The organism is Pseudomonas sp. VA159-2, assembly GCF_024126635.1.
Taxonomy (GTDB): domain Bacteria; phylum Pseudomonadota; class Gammaproteobacteria; order Pseudomonadales; family Pseudomonadaceae; genus Aquipseudomonas; species Aquipseudomonas muyukensis.
On sequence record NZ_JAMYBV010000007.1, the window covers coordinates 1 to 16,787 of the forward strand.

Sequence of the window (16,787 nt, forward strand, 5' to 3'; positions counted from 1 at the left end):
GAATGCGCATACAAAAACCAAAACAATCCCCGAACCCGAACCCGAACCCGAACCCGAACCCGAACCCGAACCCGAACCCTACCCATGCCCCCCACCACCTCCGCCGCCAAATCCACCGGCAAACCGCGCCTTAAGATGCCCCTGCTCATCCAGCAGGTAGGCATCCATCACCTCCCGTACCACAGGCCCCGCCACCCGCCCCCCAGCCTCGCCGTTCTCGATCATCACAGCCACCACCAGCGCCGGACGTTCAGCCGGCGCGAAGCCGACGAACAGGGCGTTATCGCGGTGCCGCTCCAGGGTCTTGTCACGGTTGTAGCGCTCCCCCTGCTTGATCGCCACCACCTGCGCCGTGCCGCTCTTGCCCGCGATCCGGTACTGGGCACCGGCAGCCGAGGCCCGGGCAATGCCGCGCGGGTCGTGCATGACCATCTGCATGCCCTGGCTGACCTGGTCCCACGCACGCCTGTCGTGCAGCACGATATCTGGCATCGGCTGAGGGTCGACCGGCTGCTCGCCGCCCACCGTCATGGCCAGGTGCGGCCGGTGCCAGGCGCCCTTGCTGGCCAGCAGGCTGGTGGCCTGGGCCAATTGCAGCGGGGTGACCTGCATGTAGCCCTGGCCGATGCCAAGAATCAGTGTTTCACCGGGGAACCAGGCCTGGCGCCGGGTAGCGCGCTTCCAGGCTTGCGACGGCATTAGCCCAGGGGCCTCCTCGAACATGTCCAGCGACACCTTCTGGCCCAGGCCGAACTGCGCCATGTAGTCGTGCAGGCGGTCGATGCCCAGCTTGTGCGCCAGGTCGTAGAAGTAGGTGTCGTTGGAGCGCATGATCGCGCTGTACATGTCTACCCAGCCATCGCCCGTGCGGTTCCAGTTGCGGTACTTGTGGTCATAGTTGGGCAGTTCGTAGTAGCCCGGGTCGAACACCCGGCTGGCGGGGGTGATCACGCCGCTGTCGAGACCGGCGATGGCCACCTCCGGCTTGACCGTCGAACCGGGTGCGTACAGCCCGCGCAGCACGCGGTTGAACAACGGCCGGTCGATGGAGTCGCGTAGCGCTGCGTACTGCTTGTAGCTGATGCCCTTGACGAACAAATTGGGGTCGAAGCTGGGGTTGCTGACCATCGCCAGCACATCGCCGTTGGCCGGGTCGAGCACCACCACTGCGCCACGGCGCTCGCCCAGGGCCTTTTCGGCGGCCTGTTGCAGGTGGGCGTCGAGGCTCAGCACGATGTCCTTGCCCGGCACCGGGTCGTGGTGGCGCAGTACGCGCATCACCCGGCCCTGGGCATTGGTCTCGACCTCCTCGTAGCCCACCTGGCCATGCAGCTGTTGTTCATAGAACCGTTCGATGCCGGTCTTGCCGATCGACTGGGTGCCTCGGTACTCGGTGCTGTCGAGGGTCTTGGCTTCTTTCTCGTTGATGCGTCCCACGTACCCCACCGAGTGGGCGAAATGCTCGGCCAGCGGGTATTCACGGATGAACTGCGGCTCGACCTCCAGCCCCGGCAGGCGGAACTGGTTGACCGCGATCAGGGCGATCTGCTCCTCGCTCAGGCCCACCAGCAGGGTGACCGGTTCGAAAGGCTTGCGGCCTCGGCGCAGGTCCTTGTCGAACTGCTGACGATCATCCTCGGACAAGCCGAGGATCTGCCGCAGGCTGTCCAGCACTTTGGCCGAGTCGCCGGCGCGTTCGCGGGTCATGGTCAGGTTGAAACTGGGCTTGTTGTCGGCCAGCACCACGCCGTTGCGGTCGTAGATCAGCCCGCGTTCGGGGGGGATCGGCAGCACGTGCACGCGGTTGTTTTCCGAGACCGCGCTCTGCTGGTCATGCTGCAGCACTTGCAGCACGTAGAGGCGGCCCACCAGCACCGCGCACAGGCTCATCACCAGGACGGCGCAGGCCAGCAGCCGGCGGTTGACCAGGTGCTTTTCCTTTTCGTGGTCCTTGAGGGGGATGGGTTGGGGCATGAGGGCTCGTGTCTTGGGGCAGGGCGCATAGGGGGCGAGGCAAGCCCGTTCGCAGAAAAAGCGTGGGGATGCTACGCAAGCGGGCAAGGGCGCTCAAGGCGCGTGGGGCGGGCCGCGGCCCGTCCAGCAAGCTGCGGCCCCAGCCGCAGGGCGGTTGGACACTTCATGAAGATTCGTTCATCTGGCCGGCTCTTGCCGGAAGCGGGCACTGGAGGGCTAAGTGTCAATGTGCCAGTATTCAGGTCGCCTCGCTGCCTGCGGTTTCACATCAGGCCGGCACAATCGCTTTGGCTGATTACACTATTGAAACCGCCACACTGGGAGTACCTGGGATGGGTTACGTGTTGATTGAGCGTGCAGCGGGGCTTGCGCAGTACCGCGCCATCGGCCAGGGCAGGGGCGAACAGCCATGAACCAGCGTGGGCGCAGTATCTCGCTGCAACTGCTGGTGGCCTTGGCGATCATGCTCGGCATGTTGCTGCTCGGCGCGGCCCTGGCCTGGCAGGGTTACCTTGGCGTGCGGCAAACTTTGGTGGCCACCGCCGGCGATGCGGCCCTGCAGGTGGGCAAGACCATCGAGGAGCGTGCCCGGCGCCTGGTGGAACCGGCGCAGAGCAGCATCCGCCTGCTGGCCTTCAACCCGGTTGCCGGCAACCTGGCCCAGCGCCTGGAGCGCCTGCCCCAGCTGGCCGAGAGCTTGAACGCCAACCGCATGCTCAGCGCGGCTTATGTCGGCTACCCCAATGGCGATTTCCTGCTGGTGCGACGGCTGCGCGACCGGCAGTTGCTGCAGCGCCTCGAGGCGCCGCCTGGCACGGCTTTCCTGGTGCAGAGCGTCAGCCATGGCGAAGGGGGCGCACGGCTGGGCGAGTGGCGCTTCTACGACCGCGCGCTGACCCTGCTCAAGACCCTGGACAAACCCGACTACCGCTACGATCCGCGCTTGCGTCCGTGGTTCGTCGAAGCTTCCCGGCAAGCCAGCACCGTGCTCACTCGGCCCTATGTGTTCTTCACCACCCGCGAGATCGGCCTGAGCATGGCCCTGCGCAGCGTCGACGGGGCAGCGGTGATCGGCATGGATGTCTCGGTCAACGACCTGGCCAGCGAGAGCCGCGACCTGCGCATCACTCCCGGTACCGAAATTGCCGTGGTCGACGATCAGGGCAGCGTGGTGGCCTATCCCGACCTGCAACGGGTGATCGTGCGCGAGGGCGAGGCCGTGCGCCTGTCGCATATTGCCGAGCTGGGGGTGCCCAGCTTGCAGCAGGTCCAGTCCGTGTTGCCCGAAGGCAGCCGACCGCAGCCTTACCAGGTGGATGGCCAGACCTGGTACGGCATGCGCGTGCCGCTGGCGCTGGCTGGGCAGAACCTGCAAGTACTGATCGCCGTGCCGGCCCACGAACTGCTGGCCGGGGCGCGCAAGGTATTGTTCGACCAGTTGCTGTGGACGGCGGCGCTGATGGCCTTGCTGCTGTTGCTCGGAGGCTTGCTCGGGCAGCGCATCGGCCGCCCGTTGCGCTTGCTGGCCGAGCAGGTGCGGGGGCTGGCCGACTTCGATTTCAGCCGCGAGGTGGGCGTTACCTCGCGGGTCAGCGAGGTGCGCGAACTGAGTCGTGTGCTCAGCCGCATGTCCGTCACGATCCGCAGCTTCCAGGCGATCACCCTGACCCTCAGCCGCGAGAGCCAGCTCGAACGCATGCTAGACGGCGTGTTGCGCCACCTGGTGGATGCCGCCGGCGTGGCGGCGGGGGCGGTGTACCTGCTGGAAGCCGACCAAGGCCACCTGCGCCTGGCCGCTGCTTGCCGGGGCGAGGCCTACCCCGCGCAACTGGAGGTCAGCGACGGCGACGACCTGGCGGCCACCGTGACCCAGGCCCTGGCCCTGCAAGGCCGCAGCCTGGCCGTGGTGCTCAACGATCGCGGCAAGCAGTTGCTCGGCATCCTGGTCCTGCAGCTCGAACACATCCAGGACGAGATGGGCCAGCCGTTCTGCCGTTTCGTCGAGGAGCTGTCCGGCGCCGCCGCCGTGGCCATCGAGACCCGGCAGTTGGTCGAGGCCCAACAGCGCTTGCTGGACGGCATGATCAAGCTGTTGGCCGATGCCATCGACGCCAAGAGCCCCTATACCGGTGGCCATTGCGAGCGCGTGCCGCAATTGGCGCAGATGTTGCTGGACAAGGCGGTGGAGGCCGACCGTGGCCCTTATGCCGACTTCACCATGAGCGAAGCCGAGCGCTACGAATTCCGCGTGGCGGCCTGGCTGCACGACTGCGGCAAGGTCACCAGCCCCGAGTACGTGGTAGACAAGGCCACCAAGCTTGAGACCCTGTACAACCGTATCCATGAAGTGCGCATGCGCTTCGAGGTGCTCTGGCGCGACGCCGAGATCGCCTACTGGCAGGGGCTGAGCCAGGGCGAGGCAGAGCCGGCGTTGCAGCAGCGACTGGCGCAATGCCGTGCCGAGCTGCGCGAAGAGTTCGCCTTCGTCGCCAAGGCCAACATCGGCGGCGAGTTCATGGAGGATGCAGACATCGCGCGCCTGCGCCGCATTGGTCAACGCCGCTGGTTGCGGCATTTCGACAACCGCCTGGGCATCTCCCGCGACGAACACAGTCGCTTCGCCGGCCAGCCGCCGGCGTCATTGCCTGTGGAGGAATATCTGCTGGCCGACCGCCCCGAACACCAGGTGCCCTGGGGCGAGCGCAAGCCGCCAGTGGCCAGGGACGACCCGCGCAACACCTGGGGTTTCGACATGCGCTTGCCGGCCAATGCCAGCGACCATGGCGAGCTGTACAACCTGGCCATCCGCCGCGGCACGCTCAATGATGAAGAGCGTTTCAAGATCAACGAGCACATCGTGCAGACCATCATCATGCTCACCTCGCTGCCGTTCCCCCGGCAGTTGCGGCGGGTGCCGGCGATTGCCGGCAACCACCACGAGAAGATGGATGGCAGTGGCTACCCGCGGCGCTTGGCCAAGGAGGACCTGGGCATTGCCGAACGGGTGATGGCGATTGCCGATATCTTCGAGGCGCTGACCGCGGCCGACCGGCCCTACAAGGCGCCGAAGACCCTGTCGGAGTCGGTGAAGATCCTGGTGTTCATGGCCCGCGACAACCATATCGACGGCCAGCTGTTGCGGCTGTTCCTCAGCGGTGGTGTGTACCGGGAGTACGCCGAGCGGTTCCTGCGGCCTGAGCAGATCGACGAGGTGGATGTGGGCTATTGGCTGGGCCAGCTGCAGCCCGAGGTATCTGGCGCGCCTTTGTAGACGCCGGCCTGGCTGGGGAATAGCGGCAAGGCAACCGCCACAGAAGATTGAACGCCAGGGTCAGGTCCTGTCAGGCTCTGGAGTGACTACCGCATATCCTCGGCGTTTTACGGTCTTCGAATTAACCCGGGTGGAAAGCTGCATATGGAAAAAGACCGTGGATATGCGCAAATTAGCACCTTCACGGTCTACACAGATCACCAGCTCAGTGCCTGAGTTACAACGGCTAGGCAATAGAGAAAATCTAATTTTTAAGAGGCATCGTTAGTGCCGTATACATCGAATTCAGTCTCGTTACTGAAACTGGCCGGGAATACACCATTAAGGCCCGACACCCGCGCATCTTCACTCCAGAAACCATTATAGTCATTGGTGACCTGGATGTAATACAGGCTCTTGTCACTTCCGCTCTTATCAATGCGGAGTAAGAATCGGCCCGTTTTATTGTTTCTGGCTTTTAGGTATATGGCTTTGTATTTTTCAAGATTCGCTTTGCTGACAAAGTTGTCACCCACTCTCGAATTTTCTACGCCGAAGCTTTTGCTTTTCGAGCTGCCTGTGCCGAGATGTGTGAGTGCGGCTATTTCGCCTTTCTCGTTGTTAATCAGCTGCGGGGCGCTGCATGGCTGATCACCCGAATTGAGGGTATAGTCTTTCGCCTCATCTAAAGATGAATATGCGGTTTTCATGACATTTCTCCAAGGTTGAGTGTCAATCGACACATGGACATGGTAAGACACTTATGGATGATGGCAACTGGTAAATTTACTAGTTTATGGCTTTCTTTAATCCTGTATTTTAAGGGGGTTGTCGCGTCAACCCGTTAGGGTTTTAGTCCAGCGCTGCAGCGTCAATTCTACTTCCTGGCACACCATCGATTTACGAGCGCCGATATTGATCGCCTCTTTCAACGCCCACGCAAAAATCGCATCGAGCGCACAAGGCTCACAGCCATGGCCTATCAGGCATGGCCACGTTGCAAAAAAAAATGTGGGAGCGGATTCATCCGCGATGCGTCGCGCGGGCGGCGCTCGATCTGCCAGGCGCTACATAAATTACGGCGGACACCTGGTGGGGGCCGAGCTTTGATAAATATTTGCTGTCGTTGCGCGCGGCGGCCAGTAACCTGGGTATTGCGGTGGTAACGGCGCAGCACGTCGAAGAGGTGCTGCGCAGTGGCAGGCTGGTGGGGAGGATTGGTTCTGGCCTTCGCGCTTTACCTACTACCTAGTTGCTCGTAGCGACAACCTGCAACGACCTCAACTGCGAACCTTTATCGCGAGGATGCGAAAGTCTGGGCCTGTCCCGTGACAACGGGCGCCAGGGAGCGGGCTGGCCCACTCCTACAAACCCATGCGCAGGTCGCCGTCAACTTTCCTTCAGGAAGGCTGGGCCGCCAGGCGATTGCTGACATTGCGCCCCAGCACCAGCACCGTGACCAGGCCGCAGCCGACCAGGGCGGTGGCCAGGCTGAACAGCACCGCGCTGCCTAGCTGGTCGACGATCTGCCCGCCGAAGAACGAACCCAGGGCGATGATCACCTGGAACATGGCGACGAACAGCGGCATGCCGCGTTCGACATCCTTGGGCGCGACGACGAACATCCAGATGCTGGCACAGGCCGGGAAGGCGCCGAAGGCGAAGCCCCACAGCGCGATCAGCATGGCGGCGCCGGTCAGGCTGGTGGCGAAGTAGGGGAACAGCGCGGTGCCAATGCCGATCATCAGCGCTACCAGCATCAAGGTGTGGCGCACGCTCTGGTTGGCGGCGAAGCCGGCGAACAGGTTGCCGATCACCCCTGCCACGCCATACAGCAACAGCAGTGAGCCAATCGTCGGTCCAGCGAAGTTGGCGTTGTGCTTGAAGAAGGGCGCGACATAGGTGTAGGCGGCAAAGTGCGCCAAGCCGATCAGCAACACGGCGATCAGCCCGACCCGGGCCAGGGGGTTGACGAACAGCGCCGGCAGGTCCCTGACCTGGATGGCCTTGTCCGGGGTCAGCCGTGGCAGCAGCAGGACCTGGGCCAGCAGCACCGGTATACCCAGCAGGGCGGTGACCAGGAAAGTCATGCGCCAGCCCATCAGGCCGCTGAGCCAGGTACCCACCGGCACGCCCAGCACGGTGGCCAGGGTGACGCCGACCATGATGATCGAGGTGGCCTGGGCCACCCCTACGCCCCTGGGCGCGAGGCGTCCGCTCAGGGCAATGGCGGTGGCCCAGAAGCCGCCGATGCTGATGCCCAGCAGCACGCGGCCGAGCAGCAGCAGGTTGAAATCGGTGGCGTAGGCCACCACCGCGTTGGCGATGATCATGATCAGGGTCAGGGCGCTGAGCAGGTAGCGCCGGTCCAGGGTGCCGATGCCTACCGACAGCAAGGGCGCGGCGAGGGCGGCCATGACCCCGGGCAGGGTCACCATCAGGCCGGCGTGGCCGGCGCTGATGCCCAGGTCGCCGGCGACGTCGTTGAGCACGCCCACCGGCAGGAATTCACTGGTCACCAGGGCGAAGGCGCCCACGGCGACCGAGAGGATCGCCAGCCATTGCTGCTTGCGGCTTTGCTGGCTGTGTTCGGGAGGGCTGTGGGGGGAAGGGTTGGGCATGGGTATGGGGTTCCGAGCGGGACAGTCGCCTGATGCAGGCGAGGGGGAGGGGAAAATTGGACGCGATTATAAAAGCCGGTTCGGCGGGTTCAACAGGTGGATGGGGTGATAGTGATCATCAGTGTGATCGATGGAAACGGGCTGGGTAGAGCATTTTTGGGGGGCTTGCGGGGGCAGGGCGGTAGCCTTGCTGCGCCTGGCAGATCGAGCGCTGACCATGGCGCGGCACACTCAACGGATGAAAATGATCTTCGACACCAGCTCCGCGCTGTTCTTGGCCTGCAACTTCCTCATCAATCGCGCTCGGTGCACCTCCACCGTGCGATGGGAAATTCCCAGCGCTCGCGCCACTTCCTTGCAGGTCAGGCCATTGACGATATGCAACGAAATCTCCCGCTCCCGCGGGGTCAATCGCACCGCTGGCGCCGGTTGCCGGTCGAGCCGCTCGAAATGCCACACCATCAGCCTGAAAGGGTCGTCCAGGGTCAAGGTGAAACCGTGGGCGCGGGCCCAGAACACCTCGCCATTGCGATGCTGCATGAAGCGCTCATCGGTATAGAACGCCCCTGGGCCGGTCTTCAACCAGTGCTCGCTGCGTTCGCCGATACTCTGGTAATCCGCGTGGGAAGGGTACAGCAGCAAGGTCAGGTTGCCACGCAGTTCCTCCCGCTCATAACCGAACAACCGCACGAACGCCTGGTTGCAATCGAGCATGCGCCGATGGGCGGTGACCATCTGCGGGGCGGGGGAGGCCTGGAACGCCACGCGCTCGAGGTCCTGCAGGGGAAGGGTGTCGACAGTCATCGGGCGTCCTGCCTCGGTGCTTGGGGCCATGCCGGGAATCGGCCACTACTTACTGACGTAGGTAGTTGCCCCAACTAGCCTGGGGTTCGGCCGCTGGCCCATTGTAGGGAATACTCGCTTCAAGGACAGAAGAATATCACCATGTTTCACGATTCAGTCTCCATCGTCGCGGCTGCGCACAGCCCGTTCGGTCGCCTGCAAGGGCAAAACCTCGAAGACCTGATTGTCCAGGTCACCCGCGATGCCCTCGCGGACGGCGCAATCGATGCCGATGAGATCGACGCGCTGTTTCTCGGCCACTTCAATTCGGGCCTGGTAGCCGACGGCTTCCCGGCGTCGCTGATGCTGCAGGCCGACCCGCAACTGCGCTTCAAACCCGCCAGCCGCTGCGAGAACGCCTGTGCCTCCGGCGCGGCGGCGATCCAGGCCGGGATCAATGCGATCCGCAGCGGCGCCGCCGAACTGGTGCTGGTGGTGGGCGCCGAGAAGATGACCCACAACAGCACCGCCGAGGTCACCCAGGCCTTGGCCGGCGCCGGCTACCAGAACGCTGCAGGCGAGGCCGGGCTGAGCTTTGCCCAGTTGTTCGGGCAGGTGGCACAGGCCTATGCCGACCGTTACCACAGCCCCTATGCCTCGATGGCGGCGATCGCGGTGAAGAACCACGCCAACGCCATGGCCAACCCACTGGCGCAGATGCACCGGGTGATGGACTTCGAGCATTGCAACAACGTGTCGCCGGGCAACCCGCTGGTCGCGCCGCCGCTGCGCCTGACCGATTGCTCGCTGATCAGCGATGGCGCGGCGGCGATCATCCTGGCCTCGCCCGAGCGCGCCCGGAGGATGCGCCGCCAGGTGGCGATTCGCGCCATGACCCAGGTGAACGACTTCCTGCCGCTGACCCGGCGCGATGTGCTGGCCTTCGAGGGGCCGCAACGGGCGATCCATGGCGCGCTGCGCCAGGCCCGGGTGACCCTGAACGACCTGAGTTTCGCCGAGGTGCACGACTGTTTCACCATCGCCGAGCTGCTGATCTACGAGGCCATGGGCCTGGCGCCGCGTGGCGAGGGGCACCGCGCGCTGGACGACGGCATCGTGCGCCAGGGCGGGCGCTTGCCGGTGAACCTGTCGGGTGGGCTCAAGGCCAAGGGCCACCCGGTGGGCGCCACCGGGGTGTCGATGCATGCCCTGGGCTTCGCCCAACTGACGGGCCGGCCCATCGGCCTGGGCGTGCCAGGGGCGGAATTTGGCTTGCTGTTCAACATGGGCGGCATGGCCGTGGCCAACTATGCCAGCGTGTTGCAGGCGGTGCGGGTATAGGCCATGAATATCGCCCATTGGCTGCTCGACGCGGCGCAACGCTGGCCCACTCGCCCGGCGCTGTTCGAAGGCACCCGCCAGGTTGCCGACTACCAGGGGTTCGCCGCCCGGGTCAGGGCTCGAGCCCTGGAGCTGCGCCAGGTGCACGGCATCGCGCCGGGCCAGCGGGTGGCGCTGCTGATGAAGAACAGCTGCGGCTACCTCGAGCTGCTCTACGCCATCTGGTGGAGCGGGGCGGTGGCGGTGCCGATCAACAGCAAGTTGCACGCCCTGGAGGCGGCCTGGATTGCCGGCAATGCCGGGGCGCGGCTGATCTACACCGACCACGGCGGTGTCTTCGATGCCCTGCCTGGCGACTGCCGCGAGCTGGCGGCGCCCACCGAGGACGCGGCAGTGGCCGGTGACCAACTGCTGGCGCCGCACCCGTGCCTGGATGCCGACCTGGCCTGGCTGTTCTACACCTCAGGCACCACCGGGCGTTCCAAGGGGGTGATGCTGTCCCATGGCAACCTGGTGGCGATGTCGTTGTGCTACCCGCTGGACGTCGATCCGGTGGCGGCCGACGATGCCGTGGTCTATGCCGCGCCAATGTCCCACGGTGCCGGCCTGTACAACTTCATCCATGTGCGCTGCGGTGCCCGGCACGTGGTGCCCGCGTCGCGCGGTTTCCAGGCCGAGGAACTGTTCGAGCTGGCCCAGGCGCTGGGCCAGGTGAGCCTGTTCGCGGCGCCGACCATGGTCAAGCGCATGGTCGAACAGGCCCGCCACCAGGGCTATGCCGGCGAAGGCATCAAGACCATCGTCTACGGCGGCGGCCCGATGTACCTGGCCGACCTGGCCCAGGCCCTCGACACCTTTGGCCCGCGGCTGGTGCAGATCTACGGCCAGGGCGAGTGCCCGATGACCATCACCGCCTTGTCCCGTGAGCGCATTGCCGACCGCAGCCAAGCGGACTGGCCGAGCATCGCCGCCTCGGTGGGCCGCGCCCAGTCGTGCGTTGAGGTGCGCGTGCTCGATGCCGCCGGCCAGCCCCTGGCGCCCGGCCAGGCCGGCGAGATCGCCGTGCGCGGCGCGGCGGTGATGCACGGCTATTGGGCCAACCCGCAGGCCAGCGCGGCCACCCTGGTGGATGGCTGGCTGCGCACCGGCGATATCGGTTGCCTGGATGCCCAGGGCTACCTCACACTCACCGACCGCAGCAAGGACGTGATCATCTCTGGCGGCAGCAACATCTATCCCCGGGAGGTCGAGGAGGTGTTGATGCAGCACCCCGAGGTGTTCGAAGCCTGTGTGGTGGGCGAGGCCGATGCCGAGTGGGGCGAATCGGTGGTGGCCTTCGTGGTGCCGCGTTCGCCCGCCAGCCTCGACGCCCAGGTGCTGAACCAGTGGTTCCTGGCGCGCATGGCCTCGTTCAAGAAACCGAAGAAGTACCTGTTCTGTGCCGAGCTGCCGAAGAACAGCTACGGCAAGATCTTGAAAACCCGCCTGCGCCAGTGGTTGCAGGACCCGACCGAGCCCTTGGCGTAGTGGGGTGTTTCACCCATAAAAACCCACGCCAGCGCTCAAACGCTGCATTTTCATGGACAGTTTCACGACAGGAGTTCCCGTGATGGGCATGTCACCTTCCACTACCCTGCGCCAGCGGCGCCGGGCGTTTCTCGGCGCCACCTCGGGCCACTTGATCGAGTGGTACGACTACGGCGTCTATGGCTTCCTGGCCTTGTACATCGGCAAGGCCTTCTTCGTCTCCGACGACCCCACCAGCAGCCTGCTGGCCAGCTTCGCGGCCTTTGCCCTGAGCTTCTTCATTCGCCCCCTGGGCGGGTTGTTCTTCGGCCCGCTGGCCGACAAGATCGGCCGGCGCAAGACGCTGGTCACGGTGCTGGTGATGATGGCCGGCTCGACCTTCCTGCTCGGGCTGCTGCCGACCTACGCCAGCATCGGTATCGCCGCGCCGATCATCCTGGTGCTGATCCGCTGCGTGCAGGGCTTCTCCGCCGGGGGTGAAATCGGCACCATCACCAGTTTCATTTCCGAATACGCCGGCCCTGGGCGGCGGGGCTTCGCCACCTGCTGGCTGATGGTGACCGCGGTGCTGGGCCTGGTGCTGGGCGGGGTGGTGGCCAATGGCATGACCTGGATGCTCGGCGCCGAGCTGATGCAGGACTGGGGCTGGCGCATTCCGTTCCTGGTGGCAGGGCCGCTGGGCTTCATCTCGCTGTATATCCGCCTCAAGCTCGAAGACAGCCCCGAGTTCGTCGCCCTGGTCGAGGCCGGCCAGACCTCCAAGGCGCCGCTGCGCGAGGTGTGGCAGTGGAAGCGGGCGATTGCCCTGGTGTTTTTCATCATCACCTTGCACAGCTCGATCTTCTACCTGGTGCTGACCTTCGCCTCGACCTACATGTCCAACACCCTGAAGTTCGACAGCGGCACCACCTTGCTCTACGTGTTCGTCGCCAGCCTGTCGGCGGCGCTGGTGATGCCGTTCGGCGGCGCCTTCACCGACCGCTACGGACGCAAGCCGTTCCTGATGGTGATCGGCGTGCTGGCGACCCTGGCCATGTACTGGTTCTTCAAGGCCGCGCCCAATGCCACGCCGGCCACGCTGTTCTGGCCGCTGATGGCGGTGGCGATCCTGTTCGGGCTGTATGCATCGTCCACCTATGCGCTGATGAGCGAACTGCTGCCCACGCGCATCCGCTCCACCGGCATTGCCGTGGCCTACAACATCCCGGTGGCCGCGTTCGGTGGCAGCGCGCCGTTGATCTCCACCTGGCTGATCAAGCTCACCGGCGATATTTCCGCGCCCTGGTACTTCTACGTGGCCACCGGGGTCGCCTCGCTGCTGGCGCTGTTGCTGCTGCGCAAGGAAGACTTCGTGGCCACCCCCCATCGGGCCCAGGCGAGCGAACCGGCGGCCCAGTTGCTGGCCGAACCCCAGGCTTGAGTTCAGGCGTAGCCGCCCGAGCGGGCCAGGCCACGCCTGACCGCCGGGCGCTGGGCGATCTGCTCGAGCCAGTCGCGTACCTCGGGGAATGGCTGCAGCTCCAGGCCCAGCTCCTCGTGGGTGCGTAGCCAAGTGAACAGGGCGATGTCGGCGATGCTGTAGCGGTCGCCGGCAATGAACGGCCGCTCGGCCAACTGCTGCTCGACCACGCCATACAAGCGCAACGCCTCGCGGCTGTAGCGCTGCAGCGCCTCGCGGTTGTCGCTGCCCGAGCCGTGGCGGAACCACCAGAGCTGCCCGAGCATGGGGCCGACGCTGGCGATCTGGAAACACAACCACTGCTGCACGACGCGCTGCTCATCGGCGTTGTCGCCTGCCAGCGCGCCTTGCCGTTCGGCGAGGTAGGTAAGGATCACGGCACTCTCGAACAGCACCAGGTCGCGGGTCTGGTCGACCAGCACCGGGATCTTGCCGTTCGGGTTCAGCCGCAGGAACTGCGGGGTCTTCTGCTCTCCCTTGTTCAGGTCGACGAAGGTCTGCCCATAGGCCAGGCCCAGCTCTTCCAGGGCAATCGAGATCTTCTGGCCGTTGGGGGTGTCGGCGGTGTACAGGTGCAGTGGCGCGGAGGTCTTCATCGGTGTTACCTTTTTGATTGCAATTGCAATCAGATTGCCTCATCCACCACGCCCGTGCAAGGGCGGTATCGGGAGGGACGCCCCATGGACACCCTGCATCTGCAACGCACCCAACACACCTGCCAGGCGGCAGCGGCCTGCCTGCGCAGTCTTGAACACACGGCCCTCGAGCCCGGTTCGCCGCGCCGGGCAGCGCTCGGGCTGGTCGAGGCACTGCGGCGCGATCGGCATAGCCACGGCCAGTTCTGGCTGATCGACGACCGCGCCGACCCCGAGCAGCCGGGCCTGGCCATCAGTGCCTGGCCGTTGTGGTTCAGCGACAGCGCGCGCAACGATGAGCGGCCGCTGTTCTACTTCACCCGCTCGGCCACCTCGGCCCACCTGGAGATGCTGACGGCGCAGACCGCCGATCGCGGCATCATCCTCAACGACATCGAGGCACTGCCTTCGCGCTGGGCCAAGGGCGCGCACCCGTGGTTACCCCTGTGGCTGGCAGCCAACTGGCACTGCCTGCCGTTCGATCCGGCCTGCGGGGCCGAGGCGCAGGCGATCATGGCCGGGGCGCTGCGCGAGTTCTACCTGGAGGGGCGCCCGGGTTTTTGCTACCTGACGCTGCACGATGCAGCGGCTCAATCGCCGGCATGCGACCGTCGCGATGCCTACCGTGGCATGTACCGCTTGTGCGGCAGCGCAGCCCCACAGGTGCGCTTGCTGGGGGCGGGGCAGATGCTTGAGGAGGTCCGCGCCGCTGCACGCCAGCTCGAACAGCACTGGGGCGTGACTTGCGAGGTATGGAGCTGCCCCAGCTACACGCGCCTGGCCCGCGAGGCGGCCGCCGTGCAACGCTGGAATCGTGGCCACCGCCAGCGCGACGCCCGTCGCTCGCACCTGCACGCATGCCTGGGTACTTCAGGGGTGCCGGTGGTGGCGGTGACCGGTTATGACGCTTTCGTGGTCAATCAGCTGGGCGCGCATGTCGATGCCCCGTTCAGCGCCCTGGGCGCCGATACGCTGGCCGCCGACCAACACCTGGAGCGCAACTGGATTACCTTCGTTGCGCTGCAGGCCTTGGCCTGTGAGGGCACGGTCGGTACTGACGCGCTGCGCCAGGCCCTGCGTCGGTATGGCTTGAGGTAGGCCGCAAGCGTACTAACGGGCACTGCCACCGATACAGCTGCTCAATGAGCCCATGGCCCCGTTTCCCGAGGCCTAAAAACCGCGGCGGCAATCCTTGGCGCATTTCGTCAGCGAACCTTGAACTGTTTGAGCTACGTGGCGCTTGGCCCATGTCACTACTGAACACAGACTTTCCTGTGTGACCGACATGAGGTGTTGATCATGGCTAACAATCAAGACAACCGTGGTAACCAAGGCGGTAACGCCAATACCAACCCAGGCAATTTCGCCAACGATCGCGAGAAGGCTGCCGAAGCGGGGCACAAGGGTGGCCAGGTGTCCGGTGGCAACTTCAAGAACGATCCGGAGCGCGCCGCCGAGGCTGGGCACAAGGGCGGCCAGATGTCCGGTGGCAACTTCAAGAACGACCCAGAGCGCGCTGCCGAGGCGGGTCACAAGGGTGGCCAGGCCTCGGGTGGCAACTTCGCCAACGACCGTGAAAAAGCCTCCGAAGCCGGCCGCGTCGGCGGCCAGCACAGCCACGGCGGCGGTCGCAAGAGCGATGACAACCGCTAACCGTCCGTGAAGCGAACCGGGGCGGTCGGTTGGCTGCCCCGTTTGCCGATGAGGGATTGCCTATGTTCATGCACAACAAGCGACTGCAATATACCGTCCGTGTCGCCGAGCCCAACCCTGGCCTGGCCAACCTGCTGCTGGAGCAGTTCGGTGGGCCCCAGGGTGAACTCGCCGCGGCCATGCGCTACTTCACCCAGGCGGTAAGCGAGGACGATCCAGGGCGCAAGGACCTATTGTTCGATATCGCCACCGAAGAGCTGAGCCATCTGGAGATCATCGGCTCTATCGTGGTCATGCTCAACAAGGGTGCCAAGGGGCGCCTGGCCGAAGGCATCGAGGCCGAGGGTGAGCTGTACCGTTCGCTGACCGGGGCCGGTAACGATTCGCACATTACCAGCTTGCTGTATGGCGGCGGCGCCGCCTTGATCAATTCAGGAGGCGTGCCCTGGTCTGCGGCCTATATCGACACCATTGGCGAGCCGACGGCCGACCTGCGTTCCAATATCGCCGCCGAGGCCCGTGCCAAGATCGTCTACGAGCGTTTGATCAACGTCACCGACGACCCTGGCATCAAGGATGCGCTGGGCTTTTTGATGAGCCGTGAAATCGCCCACCAGATGTCCTTCGAGAAGGCCCTGCATGCAATACAGCCGAACTTCCCGCAAGGCAAACTGTCCGGCGATCCCGAGTTCAACCGCACCTACTTCAACATGTCCCAGGGCCTGGAGACGCGTGGGGCGTGGAACCAGGGGCAGGACTGGGAGTATGTCGAGCAGCCCCAGCCGGCCGTGGACGGAGGCGATGGCATGGCTACCGTGCAGCTTGACGAGCCCTCGGCCGCCACGGTCGAGGCGATGAAGATCAGGACCCAATCCAACCCGGATGCCCAGCCCCTGACCGGGGCGGAACTGGGCAAGGTCAACGGCAAGCAGCCGTAAGCGTTACCCGCACCGGGCGAACCGGTGCGGGGCCGATGGCTCAGCGCTTGGCCTCGGCGTCCGGATCGGCGGAGCGGGCGAGAAACGCCCGGGTGATCGCCGGCAGGTGATCCTTCAGCCAGGCGGCCATTGCCTCTTCTTCCTGGAGTATCGACTGGCACGCTTGCGCCGTGGCGCTGTCGCCTGCGGCTTGCGCAGCTTCGATGAGCACGGTGTAGGAGGCGATTTCCATGTTCTCGAATACGTAGCCGGACATCGCCCCCTTGACCACCTCGTCGCTCATCACCATACCGCCCACGGCTTGGCCGAAGGCCATGAGTTTGCCGGCCATGTCCTTGAGGGTGGAGGTACTGCCGCCCAAGCGTTCGATGCATTGCAGCAAGGTCCGCTGCTGGCCCTGGGTCTGCTCGATGTGCTGGACGATACGCTCCTTGAGTTCTGGATAATGCTCCAGGCGCTCGGCTTGAGCCTTGAGCATGCTTTCAGCTTGCTGCTCCATGGCATGTGCGTCACGTAGCCAGTCGAGCAGGTTGTCTTTGACTGTTGCCATTTGCGATACCTCTTCGTTCCAGTGGTGGGTACTGGTTGTGATACCAGGGAGCAGGG

13 protein-coding genes are annotated in these 16,787 nt (G+C 64.8%); 7 read left to right on the forward strand and 6 right to left on the reverse strand.

The window, feature by feature from the left end; all coding sequences use genetic code 11:
- Window positions 1-78: 78 nt before the first annotated feature.
- Complete coding sequence (mrdA, locus tag NJG22_RS08590) at window positions 79-1,974, reverse strand: penicillin-binding protein 2 (RefSeq protein WP_253093678.1); 1,896 nt, start codon at window positions 1,972-1,974, stop codon at window positions 79-81.
- A gap of 409 nt (window positions 1,975-2,383) precedes the next feature.
- On the opposite strand from mrdA, the gene NJG22_RS08595 reads away from it, so the two are divergent.
- A complete protein-coding gene (locus tag NJG22_RS08595) occupies window positions 2,384-5,245 on the forward strand; it encodes an HD domain-containing phosphohydrolase (RefSeq protein WP_253093680.1) in 2,862 nt (953 codons plus the stop codon).
- Window positions 5,246-5,496: 251 nt separating this feature from the next.
- Here NJG22_RS08595 and NJG22_RS08600 read toward each other — a convergent pair whose 3' ends face one another.
- The 3 genes from NJG22_RS08600 to NJG22_RS08610 form a co-directional block, all read right to left on the reverse strand.
- A complete protein-coding gene (locus tag NJG22_RS08600) occupies window positions 5,497-5,934 on the reverse strand; it encodes a hypothetical protein (RefSeq protein WP_253093682.1) in 438 nt (145 codons plus the stop codon).
- Between the two features lie 690 nt (window positions 5,935-6,624).
- Entirely contained in the window at window positions 6,625-7,845 is a 1,221-nt protein-coding gene (locus NJG22_RS08605; RefSeq protein WP_253093684.1) for an MFS transporter, read from the reverse strand.
- A 231-nt stretch (window positions 7,846-8,076) separates the two neighbouring features.
- Window positions 8,077-8,649, reverse strand: a complete 573-nt coding sequence (locus NJG22_RS08610; protein ID WP_253093686.1) for a LuxR C-terminal-related transcriptional regulator — start codon at window positions 8,647-8,649, stop codon at window positions 8,077-8,079.
- Between the two features lie 141 nt (window positions 8,650-8,790).
- Between NJG22_RS08610 and NJG22_RS08615 the strand changes: the two genes are divergently transcribed.
- The 3 genes from NJG22_RS08615 (at window position 8,791) to NJG22_RS08625 (ending at window position 12,916) form a co-directional block, all read left to right on the forward strand.
- Window positions 8,791-9,969 (forward strand): acetyl-CoA acetyltransferase, encoded by a 1,179-nt coding sequence (locus tag NJG22_RS08615; RefSeq protein ID WP_253093689.1) that lies wholly within the window; start codon window positions 8,791-8,793, stop codon window positions 9,967-9,969.
- Window positions 9,970-9,972: 3 nt separating this feature from the next.
- Entirely contained in the window at window positions 9,973-11,496 is a 1,524-nt protein-coding gene (locus tag NJG22_RS08620) for an AMP-binding protein (protein WP_253093697.1), read from the forward strand.
- Between the two features lie 82 nt (window positions 11,497-11,578).
- On the forward strand, window positions 11,579-12,916 hold the full coding sequence (locus NJG22_RS08625) for an MFS transporter (RefSeq protein WP_253093699.1): 1,338 nt from the start codon (window positions 11,579-11,581) through the stop codon (window positions 12,914-12,916).
- A 2-nt stretch (window positions 12,917-12,918) separates the two neighbouring features.
- On the opposite strand, the gene NJG22_RS08630 is transcribed toward NJG22_RS08625, so the two are convergent.
- Window positions 12,919-13,551 carry a glutathione binding-like protein gene (locus NJG22_RS08630; RefSeq protein WP_253093702.1) on the reverse strand — a complete coding sequence of 211 codons (633 nt, stop codon included), beginning with the start codon at window positions 13,549-13,551 and terminating at the stop codon, window positions 12,919-12,921.
- 84 nt (window positions 13,552-13,635) lie between these two features.
- On the opposite strand from NJG22_RS08630, the gene NJG22_RS08635 reads away from it, so the two are divergent.
- The 3 genes from NJG22_RS08635 (at window position 13,636) to NJG22_RS08645 (ending at window position 16,181) form a co-directional block, all read left to right on the forward strand.
- Window positions 13,636-14,688 (forward strand): pyruvate dehydrogenase, encoded by a 1,053-nt coding sequence (locus tag NJG22_RS08635; RefSeq protein ID WP_253093704.1) that lies wholly within the window; start codon window positions 13,636-13,638, stop codon window positions 14,686-14,688.
- A 201-nt stretch (window positions 14,689-14,889) separates the two neighbouring features.
- Window positions 14,890-15,243 carry a general stress protein gene (locus NJG22_RS08640; protein WP_253093706.1) on the forward strand — a complete coding sequence of 118 codons (354 nt, stop codon included), beginning with the start codon at window positions 14,890-14,892 and terminating at the stop codon, window positions 15,241-15,243.
- 62 nt (window positions 15,244-15,305) lie between these two features.
- Window positions 15,306-16,181, forward strand: coding sequence for a manganese catalase family protein (locus NJG22_RS08645; RefSeq protein WP_253093708.1), 876 nt, complete (start codon window positions 15,306-15,308; stop codon window positions 16,179-16,181).
- 40 nt (window positions 16,182-16,221) lie between these two features.
- Here the strand turns inward: NJG22_RS08645 and NJG22_RS08650 are convergent, their stop codons facing one another.
- Window positions 16,222-16,731, reverse strand: coding sequence for a ferritin-like domain-containing protein (locus tag NJG22_RS08650; protein WP_253093710.1), 510 nt, complete (start codon window positions 16,729-16,731; stop codon window positions 16,222-16,224).
- Window positions 16,732-16,787 lie beyond the last annotated feature (56 nt).

Coding starts and splice junctions, on each gene's coding strand:
- NJG22_RS08620 (WP_253093697.1), top strand. CDS start 9,973: ATGAATATCGCCCATTGGCTGCTCGACGCGGCGCAACGCTGGCCCACT.
- NJG22_RS08595 (WP_253093680.1), top strand. CDS start 2,384: ATGAACCAGCGTGGGCGCAGTATCTCGCTGCAACTGCTGGTGGCCTTG.
- NJG22_RS08615 (WP_253093689.1), top strand. CDS start 8,791: ATGTTTCACGATTCAGTCTCCATCGTCGCGGCTGCGCACAGCCCGTTC.
- NJG22_RS08605 (WP_253093684.1), bottom strand. CDS start 7,845: ATGCCCAACCCTTCCCCCCACAGCCCTCCCGAACACAGCCAGCAAAGC.
- NJG22_RS08600 (WP_253093682.1), bottom strand. CDS start 5,934: ATGAAAACCGCATATTCATCTTTAGATGAGGCGAAAGACTATACCCTC.
- NJG22_RS08630 (WP_253093702.1), bottom strand. CDS start 13,551: ATGAAGACCTCCGCGCCACTGCACCTGTACACCGCCGACACCCCCAAC.
- NJG22_RS08645 (WP_253093708.1), top strand. CDS start 15,306: ATGTTCATGCACAACAAGCGACTGCAATATACCGTCCGTGTCGCCGAG.
- NJG22_RS08640 (WP_253093706.1), top strand. CDS start 14,890: ATGGCTAACAATCAAGACAACCGTGGTAACCAAGGCGGTAACGCCAAT.
- NJG22_RS08650 (WP_253093710.1), bottom strand. CDS start 16,731: ATGGCAACAGTCAAAGACAACCTGCTCGACTGGCTACGTGACGCACAT.
- NJG22_RS08625 (WP_253093699.1), top strand. CDS start 11,579: ATGGGCATGTCACCTTCCACTACCCTGCGCCAGCGGCGCCGGGCGTTT.
- NJG22_RS08610 (WP_253093686.1), bottom strand. CDS start 8,649: ATGACTGTCGACACCCTTCCCCTGCAGGACCTCGAGCGCGTGGCGTTC.
- NJG22_RS08635 (WP_253093704.1), top strand. CDS start 13,636: ATGGACACCCTGCATCTGCAACGCACCCAACACACCTGCCAGGCGGCA.
- mrdA (WP_253093678.1), bottom strand. CDS start 1,974: ATGCCCCAACCCATCCCCCTCAAGGACCACGAAAAGGAAAAGCACCTG.